A 12,193-nucleotide genomic window follows, 5' to 3' on the forward strand; every position below is an offset into this window, starting at 1 on the left:
GTTACCGCACCGGAGAGACTGTCTTACCGGACTTGATAAGGAAACGTCCTGCATTGCGGCGTGGGTGCATACCGGGGTAGACTGATTCTATTCTGTTCAAGGTAGAACGAGAGGGGCGCAATGTCGGGACCGATATCCCGCCGGACGGTTCTTGGAACCGCCTTGCCCCTTCTCTGCACCCTTCCGCTCCTCGGGCTCCGGCCAGCCCCGGCACACGCGTCGGCCACGGTCATCCAGGTCGGCGCCTATGAGTTCCCGCCCTATGTCGACGAAACCGGCGGCGGCATCACGCGCGACCTGCTGGAGTTGCTGAACGGCGCGCAAGGCGACTTCCGGTTCGAGACGGTCAGGACCGCCCCGCAGCGCCGTTACGAGGATCTGGAACAGGGGCGGTTCGACATGATCGCCTTCGAATGCCGCAATTGGGGATGGCAGGACCGCCCGGTCGATGCCACCCGCCCCTTTCTGCGCGATGCGGAGGTGTTCATCGCCAGGGCGGCACCGGGAATCGACCAGCGTTATTTCGACGACCTGAGCGGGAAGACGATTCTCGGACGGCTCGGCTATCACTATGCCTTCGCCGGTTTCGATGCCGACCCCAAGCGGCTGGAGCAACGCTATCGCACCCGCGTCACAGTGACGCACGAGGGCAACGTCCGCAGCGTCGTCGCCGGGCGGGCCGACCTGGCCATCGTCACCCGATCCTTCCTGACCCGCTTCCTTCAGCGCGAGCCGGAGCTTGCCCAACAGGTCCTGGTCTCCGACCGCACCGATCAGATTTACGAGCACACCATCCTGATCCGGCGCGGCGCGGCGCTCACCACCGGCTGGCTCAATGGGCTGCTCGACCGTCTGGAGGCGGACGGGCGCCTGGAAGCGCTGTGGCGGCGCAGCGGGATATTGTCTTGAACCGGCGATCCTCCCTGCTTGCGCGGGTGGCAGGGGCCATCCTGCTGACGACGGCAAGCATCGGCACCATCGCGATGCTGCTGTCGGAGCGGATCGTCGAGGGACAGCGCCATCAGGACCTGCTGCGGCGGGCCGAGCTGGTCGCCGCCACCCAGGCCGACGCGCTCAGCGGCTTCGTCTGGGAAATGGACAACCGCAGCGCCCAGCGCATGATCGAGGCGCTGACCGCCCGCGATCCGGCGATCCGCTCCATCGCCGTCTTCGAGACGGACCGGGAGCAACCGCTGGCGCGGACCGCGGTGGGGAAAATCGCCGGAAAAACCGAGGATGCCGACGGAATCGTCACCGTCGAACGCCCCATCCTTCTGCACGGACGCGAAGGGCGGGTGCAGACGGTCGGGCATCTGCGCATCGCCTATTCGACGGCCGAGGTGCGGCAAGCCACGCTGGATGCGCTGATCCCGGTCGCCGGGCTGCTTCTGCTGTCGCTGCTGGGGGCGATGGCGGCACTGGGGCTGACGCTGAACCGGATGGTGCTGCGCCCGCTGCGCCGCCTGACGCAGCTGGCCAGCGCCATGGCCCGCGGAGAGTACGGCGCCCGCATGGATGCCGGGCGGAGCGACGAGATCGGTGTGCTTGCCGATGGCTTCAACCGGATGGCGGCGACGGTGCAGGATCACACCAGCACCCTGGAAAGCCGGGTTCGCGACCGGACGGAGGCGCTGGCTGCCACCAACCGCGCCATCATGGACAGCATCAATTACGCCCAGTTGATCCAGTCGGCCATCCTGCCGTCTGCCGGCACGCTGTCGACCGGCTTGACCGAACATTTCGTTCTGTGGCGCCCGCGCGACGTCGTCAGCGGCGACTTCTATGTCTGCCGCGAGGTCGAGGACGGATTCGTGGTCGCTGTGGCCGACTGCACCGGCCATGGCGTCCCCGGCGCCTTCATGACCATGACCGCCAGCGCGATCCTCAACAATGCGCTGGACCAGCTTGGCGCAGCAGACCCGGCCGCAGTGCTTGCCGCCGTCGACCGCAAGGTCCGCGCCGCCCTGCACCAGGAGGAGGAAGCGCGCGGTGGAGCCGACTGTTTCGACAACGGCCTCGATCTGGGGCTGTGCCACATCCGGCCGGCCGAGGGCAAACTGGTCTTTGCCGGCGCCCGCATCCCGCTGCTGGTCGTCGCCGATAGCGGCTTGGATGGCGGCCTGACGGAACTGCGAGGCGACCGCCGCAGCCTGGGCTATCGTCCCAGCGCTTTTCGCGCGACCGGCAGCGAGCCGGTCGGGCTTGACGCCGAGTCGCCCTTCACCAACCACAGCATTGCCCTGCGGCCCGGCCAGACCTTCCTGATGGGCACCGACGGTCTGGTCGACCAGAATGGCGGGGAGCGCGGACGCAGCTTCGGCCGGATCAGGCTGCACGAGCTGCTGAGCCAAGGCGCCCACGGCCCACTCGACCGGCTGAAGACGGATGTGGAAAGCTCGCTCGACCGGTTCCAGTGCGGCCGCGAACAGCGTGACGACATCACCCTGTTCGGTTTCCGCGTGCGGCTGACGGACGCAGCCGCCATTTCCAGCACAGGGTCCGGCCGCCGGGCGGCGTAAAAGTCCTGGACCGATTGTGCGAATCTGTTACAGACATGTCATATATTGTGACGGGTTGTGACGCAGGCGCAGCGGGAGCAGCGACTACCACTCAAGTTTGTTTTAAAATTTAGGCATTCCAGGGTATGTTGCACCCGCTGGAGTGGTGATGGGGAGAACACGGCATGGCCGGTCCGACGATCGTCGTGGTCGAAGATGAGAATTCCTTGCGGTCCGACATGGTGGAGTATCTGTCGAGCTGCGGATTCGATGCCATCGGCGCACGCGACGGGACGGAATTGGACCGGCTGCTGCAGACCCGCACCGCCGCCATCGTCATCCTGGATGTGAATCTGCCGGACGAGGACGGGTTCAAGATTGCGGCCCGGCTGCGCGACCATCATGGCGCCGGCATCATCATGGTCACCGCCCGCAGTTCGACGGTCGACCGCATCGTCGGGCTGGAGATCGGCGCCGATGCCTATCTGGTAAAGCCGGTCGAGCTTCGCGAACTGGAAGCGCAGGTGAAGTCGCTGCTGCGGCGGCTGAGCGAGCGCGCCGCGGAATCGGCCGCCCAGTCCGCCAACGGCGCGGCGTCCGGCGAAGCCGCCGGCGACGGGGCGGACGAGGCGCGCTGGTCGCTGGACCCGACGGAATGGAGCCTGACCAACCCGGCCGGCATCCGCATCGGCCTGACCAGCATGGAGATGAAGCTGACCAGCCTGCTCGCCGCCCAGGCACGCAAGCCGGCGACCCGCGACCAGATCTCCCAGGCTTTGTACAATCGCCGCTGGAACCCGGAAGACCGCTCCATCGACACCGTCGTCGGCCGCCTGCGCCACAAGGTGGAGGGCGCCATCGGCGGTCCCGCGCCGCTGAAGTCGGTGCATGGCGTCGGTTACGTGTTCTCCGCTCCGATCCGGGTGGTTGGGGCGGGCCAGGGCTGAGCCCCGTGCCTACATCGTCAGAGCCTCGACCGGCAGGTCGCGGTCGGGCGTCCGGCGGGGAAACTGCAGGGTGAAACTGGTGCCCAGGTCGGGCGCGCTCAACACCGTGATCGAGCCCATCAGCACACCGACCACCAGATTGTGGACGATGTGGAGCCCAAGTCCGCTGCCGCCGCGACCGCGCCGGGTGGTGAAGAAGGGCTCGAACACCCGGGCGCTGTGCTCCTCGCTCATGCCGCGGCCATTGTCGGCGAAGCACATGCGGACGGTGTCGGCGTCCGGACAATCCACCGTGATCGCCATCCCCCCAGCCTGCCCGTCGGCGAAGGCATGGGTCAGCGCATTCATCACCAGATTCGACAAAATCTGCGACAGCACGCCGGGATAGCTGTCCAGTTCCAGGTCGGCGGGACAATAGACCGCCACCGCATGGCCCGACGGCCGGAACTTCGGCTGAAGGCTGACCAGCGTGTCCTGGATATAGGAAGCGAGATTGACGGTGCGCCGGACCGCGCTGGCGCGGTCCACCGCCACCTGCTTGAAGCCGGCGATCAACTGCGACGCCCTTTCGCAATTGCCGAGGATCAGATCGGTGGTGTCGACCGCCGTGGCGAGATAGCGGGCGAACTCCGCCTTGCCCAAGGTCCCGCCGTCTGCCCGCCGGCGCATCGCCTGGGTGGCGTCGGCCAGATGCGAGGCGCAGGAGACGGCGATGCCGACCGGCGTGTTGATCTCATGGGCGACGCCGGCGACCAGCGCGCCAAGCGACGCCAGCTTCTCCGACTGGACCATCGCCTCCTGCGCCTCGCGCAGGTGATCGAGTGCCGCCTCCGCCTCGCTGCGCTGGCGGTCCAGCTCATGGATGGCGTCGCTCAATTGGGCCTGCAAGCGGTCGCTGACCCGCACGAGCCGCTGCTGCTCCCGCGTGCTGAGTTCGAAGGCGGCGATCAGGTCGCGGAATTCGGGCAGGCAGTCGGGCGCCAGCGCGCCCAGCCTCGTCTCCAGAGCGCGGGCCTTGGCGAGGGCCTCCTCCTCCGCGGCGAAGAGATTGAAGCTCATGGCGGGCCGCCGGCGGGCATCTCCCGCATCTGGAAGACGACGTGCCGTAAATCCTCCGCGAAATCCTCGCCCAGTTCGCGCATGGACTCGTCATTCTCCTCGACGCACCACGTCAGCGTCACCGGCCGCCCGCCCTTGGCCACCGTCTCAAGCATCTGGAATATGTTCATCAGAGCCTTGGCACTGGAACTATTGAAGTAGAGAAGCTCCATGTCGAAGCGGATGGGACCGCCGTCGGGATTGTCGAGAAAGCCGCGCAGCGCCTCGAACACCGGGCCGAAGAAGGCCGCGACATCGTCGGGATAGGATTCGCCGGTCATCCGCAAATGGCCGTTGGCGAAGTCGAACGACACGCCCGGCGTCCGTCCGGTGGCGGGAATGGTCAGGCAGTCCATCGCATGCTGCTCGGCTCGGACGTTCATATGCTGACCTTGAGGCAGAAGAAGCTGCGGTCGGCGTCCATCGCGTTGAAATCGTAATCGATGGGATCGCTGGCCCGCCGGGCGATCTCGATCAATCCCAGCGTGGCGCCGCGGCTGCCGTCGTCCGGCTCCTCGCGAAGCTGCTCGCGGTAGTAGGTCTTGATGCCGTCGCGATCCAGGCTCTTCAGATGGTCCAGCCGTTCCCTCAGGCGGGGCACTTCGCTGTTGCGCACGGTGTTGCCACAGACAATGAAGACCTTGCCGCGCTCCATGCCGATGGTGACCATTCCGGCGCTGAGCTCCACCGCGCGGCCGGCGGTGCCGGACATCTTCTCCGCCGAATAGCGGATGATGTTCTGCATCTGCTCGACGAAGACCGAGAAGACGCGACGGATGGTCGGCCCGTCTGCCGCCTCCAAGGCCATCTTCTCGCGCAGAGCCTCACCCAGGGAGTAAAGTATCCCCTCCGACAAATATCCGCTGAAAGAGAACACGATCCCCTTGTCGTCGAGGTCGCGCTTAATCGACGCATATTGCTGGGCGAGCATGGCTGTGGCCTGACGTTCCACCGGTACCAGGGTTCCGCCCGACTATGTCACCTCCTATGACAAAGGGCCACAGACTTTCGGAGAGGCGACATGGGGGCAGCCGCGACATCGCGTTGCATCATACCGGCACCACGACCCGGAAGGTCGATCCCTTCCCCAGCATGCTGTCGACGGCGACCGCGCCGCCATGCAGCAGGGCGATCTGCTGGACGGTGTGCAGCCCGATGCCGGTGCCCGGCACTCCGGATGCGCCCGCCCCGCGGAAGAAGCGGTCGAACAGGCGCGGAAGCTCCACCTCTGGAATGCCGCGGCCATGGTCCGTCACCTCGATCACCGCCATGGCGCCGTCGGTATCGCCGCTGAGGAGGATCGGCCCACCCGGCCCGGAATATTTGAGAGCGTTGTTGACCAGATTGCTGATCACCAGACCGATCAGGTTGGCATCGATCTCCGCCCGCCGCGGCAAACGGTCCAGCGTCAGCCGGAATTCGCGGTCGGGGTAGGCGACGCGGAAAGGCTGGACGACGGTGCGGAGCAGGTCCGGAAGGTCGACCTCGGCCCGCTCCACGACGAGGGCATTGCTCTGCAGCCGCTCGTCGGTCAGATGGGAGTCGATCAGGCCGGTCAGTCGCTGCACGCTGCCGCGGATCACCGCCAGCCGTTCCAGCATCTCCGGCTCCACCTGCCCGGCCCGCATCGCCAGCAGTTGGGCGGCGCTGTCGATGATGGCGAGCGGCGTGCGGAATTCGTGGCTGACCATGCCCAGGAACTGGCGCTGCTGGTCGCGCGCCAGCAGTTCGCGCTCCAGCGCCCGTTCCACCCGTTCCTTCGCCAGGATCAGCGCCTTCTGGTTGGCGGCCAGTTCCAGCGTGCGATCCTCCACCCGCTGCTCCAGCGAGCGGTTCAGAGCCATCAGCTCCTCATACAGGCAGACATTGTCGAACCCGATGGCGACACGGTTGCAGAACAGCTCCAGCAGGCGGTGCTCGTCGGCGATATAGGGCTCCGTCCGTTCCAGCCGGAAGATGGTCACGCCATGCTCGCGCGTGCGGAAAACCAGGACGCAATGGTCGTCACGGTAGAGGTTGGACTGGGTGGCGAGCGCAGTTGCCACCTCCGCGGCAGCGGCGGCGGTCAGGACCTCGCCGACCGGCAGGCCGATGCTGCCGGCGAACGGACCCAGCCCGGCGACGATTTCGACGGTCAGGCCACCGTCGGCACGCGCAACCGGCCGGCAGGCCAGCACGGCCGGCGCGGCGCCGTGATCGACGACGCGGGCGATCTGCTCCGCCAGCCGTTCGACGAAGCTGCGCATCGGCCGCATCTCGAACAGCGGGGCCGATGCGCTGAGGATCCGCTCCAACCCCTGCCTGTTGCGCTCGATCGTCACGATGTCGCGCCAGGCGCGCAACGCGCTGACCAGGGTGGTGAAAAGACGCTGGGCGGTCAGCTCGCTCTTGGCTTTGTAATCGTTGATGTCATAGCCGACGATGACGTCGCGTTCCGGCGCCTGCCCCGGCTGGCCTGTGCGCAGGATGATGCGCATGCGGTGGTTGCCCAACTCCTCCCGGATGTGGCGGACCAGCTTCAGGCCGGCATCCTCCGTCTCCATCACCACATCGAGCAGGGCGATGGGCAGGTCCGGCCGCCGGGCGAGGACCGCCTTCGCCTCCTCCGCCGACAGCGCGCTCACCACTTCGAACGGGCGCCCGTCGAAATCGAAGTCGCGCAGCAGAACCGCGGTCATGGCATGGACCTGGGGATCGTCGTCCACCACCAGAACGGGCCAGGGCAGCCCGCACGGCCGCTGGGGCGTTGCCGCGGTCACGGCGCCGTCTTCCGGGCCGAACAGCAGCTCGTCGTCCAGCCCACCGTCCATCCCCATCATCCGCCGCCCCCATACCACTGCGCATGACCGCCCTCACCACAGCACAATGGAACCACCGTCCGGTGCTGGTTCCAAGTCCGATCGGACAAACTGGCAGCATTCGTTTCAATTTGTCGCATATGAGCGAACAGCGCCGTGCCGGTTCGTCAATGTTTCGCAAGAGTTCATTGCGCCCACACACAACGGAAGCTGTGCAAAGGACAGAGCGGGTGCGACACTGATCACGGGACGGCTGCCCACCGGGAGAGGGGATGGAGGATTCCCTTTTCCATGCTGCGGGGATTCTCCCTCGGTCGAAGTCCCAAGGCATCATGCCGGATTGGACAGAAGAGAGGACGAGGACTACCATTCGGGGAAATAGTATAGATACTTAACCCGACATGGTTGTCGGATGACGGGATGCAACGGTTGAGCTATTCTCGCGCCCAGCCCATCTCCTTTACGGCCATCTCCTTTACGGCCATCCCCTTTGCGGAAGGACCACCTTGCCCCGATGACCCCTGCTGGCCTCGAACAGGACTCACATGCCGCAGGAAGCCGGGATGCGGAACGGGGGGCGCGCAAGGCAGCGTCCCTGGCTGTGGGCGCATTGCTGACGGTGTCGCTGGGCCTCACCGCCGCCCTGCTGGTGTTCTCGGCCTACCAGTATCGCAGTCAGGTGATCTCCGAGGCGGAGAACCGCAGCATCGCCATCGCCCGCGTTCTTGAGGAACATGCGGCGAGAACGCTGGGCATCCATGCCTCCACCCTGTCGCACATGGAATGGATGGTGGACGACCTGGGCTGGGACCGGATCGACAACACTCCCCTGCTGTTCGAGCGGCTGAAGGCCATGGCCGCGCAATCGCCGGAGGTCCAGTCCTATTGGATCACCGACGAGACCGGGCGGGTCCGCGCCAGCAGCTACGAATGGCCGATGCGGCCGCTGAACGCGGGAGACCGCGAGTATTTCCGCGCCCACCTGAATCCCGGCACGATGCTTCACATCGGCCCGCGGCTGAACGGCAAGATCGTATCGGAGGTCGTCTTCACCCTCAGCCGCCGGATGGAACTGCCTGACCACCGGTTCCAGGGTGTGGCGCAGATCTCGCTGCTTTCCAGCTATTTCACCGACTTCTACCGTTCGGTCCTGCATGGATCCCACGATGTGATCCTGCTGATGCGCGAGGATGGCGAGGTGCTGGTCCGCAATCCGATGATCGCGCCGGAGGACAGCGCCGCCATCGGCCATTTCCCGGAACTGATCTCCGCCCCCGACAGGAACGGCATCTTCCGCGCGGTCACCCCCTCCGACGGGGTCGAGCGGTTGCTGGCCCGCCGCAAGGTGCCCGACCTGCCCGTCTACGTGGTCTATGGCACCGATGTCGCCTCCATCGAGGCGGCCTGGCGCGACCGGGTGCTGCCTTATGTGCTGACGGCCTTCCCGGCACTCGGCCTGCTGGGTCTGCTGGGCGGCATCGCGTTGCACCGGTCGCGGCAGGCGGTCAATGCGCAGGAGGCGCTGCGCCGCGCCAACGAGGCGCTGGAGGGCCGCATCGCCGAGCGCACCCGCCATCTCGATCAGGCGCTTGCCGACAAGGAAGTGCTGCTGCGCGACATTCACCACCGGGTGAAGAACAACCTGCAGGTCATTCTCAGCCTGTTGGAGTTGCAGGCGCAACGGTCGCCTGAACTGGAAGCGCCGTTCAGCGAAGCCCTGACCCGCATCAACACGATGGGGCTGATCCACGAGCAGATCTACCGGTCGACCGGCATATCGGCGGTCCGGCTCGACAATTTCGTCGAGGCGCTGGCCGGGCACCTCAACAGCTTCCACAGCCGCCCCGGCCGGACCATCGTCATCAGGCACCGGGTCGAGCCCGTCAGCCTCGACCTGAACCGTGTGGTGCCCTTCGCCCTGATCCTGAACGAGGTGGTGTCGAACGCCTACAAGCATGCCTTCACGGGCCGCGGCTCCGGCACCATCGATATCGCGGTGACGGCGGCAGACGGATCGCTGCACCTGACCATCGAGGACGACGGCACCGGCGCGCCGGAACCGGGGGATGCCGCCCCGCCCGGACGGCGGTCGATGGGCATGGATCTGATCCGGGCCTTCACCCGGCAAATCCACGGCGAATATCATTTCGCCAGGGGCGCGGGCACGCGGTTCGATCTGGTCTTCCCGCAGGAGGCGGACCCCGCCTAACGCTTGCAGCGTTTGGCCTGATTGGGTTTGTCGGAATTGGGCTTGTCGGAATTGGGCTTGGGGGGAAGCGGCTTGTCATGGCCGGCGGCGACACCGTTGATGGGGTCGTCCGATTTCGGCAGCTTCTCGGCTATGCCGTAGGCCAGCTCGCGCCGCCGCAGCTCCGCCAGGATTTCGTCGGGGGCGACATCCAGGTCGGCCAGCAGCACCACCAGATTGTACAGCAGGTCCGCTGCTTCCATCACCAGCGCGCCGCGGTCGCCGCGCATCGCCTCGATTGCCACCTCGATCGCCTCCTCTCCCACCTTGCGCGCCATGCGGGCGCGGCCTTGGGCCAGCAGCTTTCCGGTGCGGGAGGTCTCGGGAATGGCGGACGGTTCGCGCCGCATCGATTGGACGGCGTCGTAGAGACTGCGGAGCGGATCGGGGCCGATATACTGAACCATCCCCCTGAAGTCGTTTTTTCCGGCAGCGCTGTCAAGATGTTGGTTGGTCGGCCGAACATCCGGCGGACGCGGCGGGAGCAGTCCGGATGGCGTCACCATGATTTTATAGTTAGCGATACTGATTGATTTGCATAAAGACGATTTGCCGAAGGAAACCTCTGTATAGCTGTAATTTTTGCAGCATCCAGCAATGCAAAGGCAGCGTATTTGGCATTGGGTATACCAGTATATAGTCTCCTCAACAGCCCGATGGAGACGACAATGACCACCACCACTTTCCAGCCTGGCACCGAACACCACACTTCGACCGATGCCCTGCACGCCGTCGCCGAATTCCCGGTGGCCTGGTTCGAAGCCACCCCGGCCTATCTGGTCCTGCGTCCGGTCGGCGCCTTCCTGCGTGAATGGGTTGCCGCCACCCCGGCCGGTTACCTGCTCGGCCTGCTGAAGCGCTGATACCCGCCACCCCTTCCGACATTTCCAGCCGACGGAGACGATCATGAGCATCCTCAGCCTTCATCATGGCGATCATGGCATCCATGGCGACACCCAGTCCCAGCATCCGGTCCGCGATTTCGCCGCCGACTGGTTCGAAGCCACCCCCGCGGCAATCCTGCTGCGTCCGATCGCCGCGTTCCTGACCGAATGGGCCATGGCCACCCCGGTGGCGATCCTGGTCCGGTCTCTGCACCGCTGATTGCGGAACAAAAGCAAAAAAAGTCTTGAGGGTTTGAAAGGCGACCGCGGTACGGCCCGACCATACGGGTTGCCGCGGCCTTTTCTTTTTCAGGGTTCGTTCAGGGTACGCTTCCCTACCGGCGCGCTCAGGCGCCGCCGCGGACATCCTCGACCAGCATTTCCAGCCGTGACAGGTCGCGCACCACCAGCGCGTCGGAACGGCGTTCCAGCATCCCGTCGCGGGTCAGATCGCTCAGCACGCGGGCGACGGTTTCACGCGTGGTGCTGACGCGGGCGGCGATGTCGGAATGGACGGGAATCGGCGCGATGATCGCCGACGCACCCTGGCGCGAACCACGCTTGGCGAGGCGCAGCAGTTCGGCATGGACGCGGTTGTTGGCGCCCAGCGTCGACAGTTCCATGATGCGGTCGGTGGCGCCGCGCAGCTTGTCGCACAGCCGCAGCATCGTCGCCATCGCCAGGTCAGGATGGGCGGTCACCAGCGCCTGGAAAGGCTTGGCCGGCAGGAAGGCGACCAAGGCGCCCTCCCCCAGCGCCACCACCGACGCGGACCGCGGACGGCCGTCCAGCGCCGACATCTCCCCCACCAGTTCCCCCGCCTCGATGTCGTTGAAGCTGATTTCGCGTCCACCGGCCGAATGGCTGAGCACCCGCACCCGCCCTTCGACCACGAAAGCGACGTCGCGGGTGTCGGCCCAATGGTCGATCAACTGCTCGTCGGGAGCGAAGCGGCGCCAGCGGCATTGGCGCGCCACCGCGGCGCGCTGGTCGGCGGACAGCGGGCGAAGCAGCTCGATGCGGTCCAGGCCGGCGGCGGATGCCTCGGCCAGCCCATCGGCCGGGCTGTCGGGTTTTGTCATTCTGGTTTCGTCATGTCGGTCTTTGGCACGGAAGATTCCGGCTTCGCCCCGGACTGTATGTTGCCCCGAAGGATAGCGTGACCTGCGCAAAGGTGGAAGGCGCTGTGACTATTGGCCGGTGTCAACCCTCCGTTAACGCCGAGCGCGCAGAAGGGGGTGACGCCTCGCCGAATTTCCCATTGGCCAGTCCCATCGTTGCCCGGAGCGCCGACCATGCCGATCCTGTTCCCCGTGCCCACCGCCCGCCGCATCGACCGGCAACGGCTGCTGTCGGTCGCCCTGATCCCCTTGGCGGCAGCCATCGCCATGGCGAGCACGGTGGCCGCCACCGGCTTCACCGCCAGCCCGCTGGGCGAGGCGAACAGCACGCTGGGCTTTCTGCTGGATTTCGTGAAGTTCTGCTATCTCGCCGTCGCCATGGCGCACCTGTCGGGCGCCATCGCCGACCACACCTGCGGCAGCCTCGCCGCCGGCCTGTCGATGGACGAATACGACGCACCGGAACCGGTCTCGAAGGACGAGTTCTGGCGCGCCTTCCCCAACCATGTCGACGGCGCCGCCATCGCCGGCGCCGTCACGCTGCTGTCGGTGATCGCGAGCTCGCTGGTCGGCTGAGGCTTTTCCCAATTCCCGCTTCC

At 66.1% G+C, this 12,193-nt stretch carries 13 protein-coding genes; 7 read left to right on the forward strand and 6 right to left on the reverse strand.

Features of this window, described 5'->3' with window-relative positions; translation table 11 throughout:
* The first annotated feature begins 162 nt into the window (after nt 1–162).
* From VH569_RS09480 to VH569_RS09490, 3 genes are all read left to right on the forward strand, one after another.
* Entirely contained in the window at nt 163–909 is a 747-nt protein-coding gene (locus tag VH569_RS09480; RefSeq protein ID WP_423315125.1) for a substrate-binding periplasmic protein, read from the forward strand.
* A complete protein-coding gene (locus VH569_RS09485; protein ID WP_423315126.1) occupies nt 906–2,519 on the forward strand; it encodes a SpoIIE family protein phosphatase in 1,614 nt (537 codons plus the stop codon). Before VH569_RS09480 ends, VH569_RS09485 begins: the two co-directional genes overlap by 4 nt.
* A 164-nt stretch (nt 2,520–2,683) precedes the next feature.
* A complete protein-coding gene (locus VH569_RS09490) occupies nt 2,684–3,445 on the forward strand; it encodes a response regulator transcription factor (RefSeq protein WP_423315127.1) in 762 nt (253 codons plus the stop codon).
* A 9-nt stretch (nt 3,446–3,454) separates the two neighbouring features.
* Here the strand turns inward: VH569_RS09490 and VH569_RS09495 are convergent, their stop codons facing one another.
* From VH569_RS09495 to VH569_RS09510, 4 genes are all read right to left on the reverse strand, one after another.
* Nucleotides 3,455–4,504 (reverse strand): sensor histidine kinase, encoded by a 1,050-nt coding sequence (locus tag VH569_RS09495; RefSeq protein WP_377809539.1) that lies wholly within the window; start codon nt 4,502–4,504, stop codon nt 3,455–3,457.
* Nucleotides 4,501–4,926, reverse strand: coding sequence for a DUF1987 domain-containing protein (locus VH569_RS09500; protein ID WP_423315128.1), 426 nt, complete (start codon nt 4,924–4,926; stop codon nt 4,501–4,503). Before VH569_RS09500 ends, VH569_RS09495 begins: the two co-directional genes overlap by 4 nt.
* Entirely contained in the window at nt 4,923–5,474 is a 552-nt protein-coding gene (locus VH569_RS09505) for a SiaB family protein kinase (protein WP_423315129.1), read from the reverse strand. Before VH569_RS09505 ends, VH569_RS09500 begins: the two co-directional genes overlap by 4 nt.
* A 118-nt stretch (nt 5,475–5,592) precedes the next feature.
* Nucleotides 5,593–7,353, reverse strand: a complete 1,761-nt coding sequence (locus VH569_RS09510) for a DUF3369 domain-containing protein (RefSeq protein WP_423315130.1) — start codon at nt 7,351–7,353, stop codon at nt 5,593–5,595.
* 589 nt (nt 7,354–7,942) lie between these two features.
* Here VH569_RS09510 and VH569_RS09515 point away from each other — a divergent pair.
* Entirely contained in the window at nt 7,943–9,550 is a 1,608-nt protein-coding gene (locus VH569_RS09515) for a sensor histidine kinase (protein WP_423315131.1), read from the forward strand.
* Here VH569_RS09515 and hisE read toward each other — a convergent pair.
* Nucleotides 9,547–9,996, reverse strand: coding sequence for a phosphoribosyl-ATP diphosphatase (hisE, locus tag VH569_RS09520; protein ID WP_423315132.1), 450 nt, complete (start codon nt 9,994–9,996; stop codon nt 9,547–9,549). The genes VH569_RS09515 and hisE overlap by 4 nt on opposite strands.
* Nucleotides 9,997–10,257: 261 nt before the next feature.
* Here hisE and VH569_RS09525 point away from each other — a divergent pair, with 261 nt between their 5' ends.
* On the forward strand, nt 10,258–10,452 hold the full coding sequence (locus VH569_RS09525) for a hypothetical protein (RefSeq protein ID WP_423315133.1): 195 nt from the start codon (nt 10,258–10,260) through the stop codon (nt 10,450–10,452).
* A 43-nt stretch (nt 10,453–10,495) separates the two neighbouring features.
* Nucleotides 10,496–10,693, forward strand: a complete 198-nt coding sequence (locus VH569_RS09530; protein ID WP_423315134.1) for a hypothetical protein — start codon at nt 10,496–10,498, stop codon at nt 10,691–10,693.
* A 127-nt stretch (nt 10,694–10,820) separates the two neighbouring features.
* Here the strand turns inward: VH569_RS09530 and VH569_RS09535 are convergent, their stop codons facing one another.
* Nucleotides 10,821–11,555, reverse strand: coding sequence for a Crp/Fnr family transcriptional regulator (locus tag VH569_RS09535; protein WP_423315135.1), 735 nt, complete (start codon nt 11,553–11,555; stop codon nt 10,821–10,823).
* Between the two features lie 213 nt (nt 11,556–11,768).
* Between VH569_RS09535 and VH569_RS09540 the strand changes: the two genes are divergently transcribed.
* Complete coding sequence (locus VH569_RS09540) at nt 11,769–12,170, forward strand: hypothetical protein (RefSeq protein ID WP_376959085.1); 402 nt, start codon at nt 11,769–11,771, stop codon at nt 12,168–12,170.
* The last annotated feature ends 23 nt before the right edge of the window (nt 12,171–12,193 follow it).

Origin of the sequence: Azospirillum sp. 11R-A (genome assembly GCF_049472615.1) — a bacterium.
In the GTDB taxonomy this organism is placed as follows: Bacteria; Pseudomonadota; Alphaproteobacteria; order Azospirillales; family Azospirillaceae; genus Azospirillum; species Azospirillum palustre.

What these genes read in the sequence shown, in the direction of transcription:
- VH569_RS09510 (WP_423315130.1), bottom strand. Translation starts at nt 7,353, where the DNA reads ATGGACGGTGGGCTGGACGACGAGCTGCTGTTCGGCCCGGAAGACGGC.
- VH569_RS09495 (WP_377809539.1), bottom strand. Translation starts at nt 4,504, where the DNA reads ATGAGCTTCAATCTCTTCGCCGCGGAGGAGGAGGCCCTCGCCAAGGCC.
- VH569_RS09525 (WP_423315133.1), top strand. Translation starts at nt 10,258, where the DNA reads ATGACCACCACCACTTTCCAGCCTGGCACCGAACACCACACTTCGACC.
- VH569_RS09490 (WP_423315127.1), top strand. Translation starts at nt 2,684, where the DNA reads ATGGCCGGTCCGACGATCGTCGTGGTCGAAGATGAGAATTCCTTGCGG.
- VH569_RS09530 (WP_423315134.1), top strand. Translation starts at nt 10,496, where the DNA reads ATGAGCATCCTCAGCCTTCATCATGGCGATCATGGCATCCATGGCGAC.
- VH569_RS09505 (WP_423315129.1), bottom strand. Translation starts at nt 5,474, where the DNA reads ATGCTCGCCCAGCAATATGCGTCGATTAAGCGCGACCTCGACGACAAG.
- VH569_RS09500 (WP_423315128.1), bottom strand. Translation starts at nt 4,926, where the DNA reads ATGAACGTCCGAGCCGAGCAGCATGCGATGGACTGCCTGACCATTCCC.
- VH569_RS09540 (WP_376959085.1), top strand. Translation starts at nt 11,769, where the DNA reads ATGCCGATCCTGTTCCCCGTGCCCACCGCCCGCCGCATCGACCGGCAA.
- VH569_RS09535 (WP_423315135.1), bottom strand. Translation starts at nt 11,555, where the DNA reads ATGACAAAACCCGACAGCCCGGCCGATGGGCTGGCCGAGGCATCCGCC.
- hisE (WP_423315132.1), bottom strand. Translation starts at nt 9,996, where the DNA reads ATGGTTCAGTATATCGGCCCCGATCCGCTCCGCAGTCTCTACGACGCC.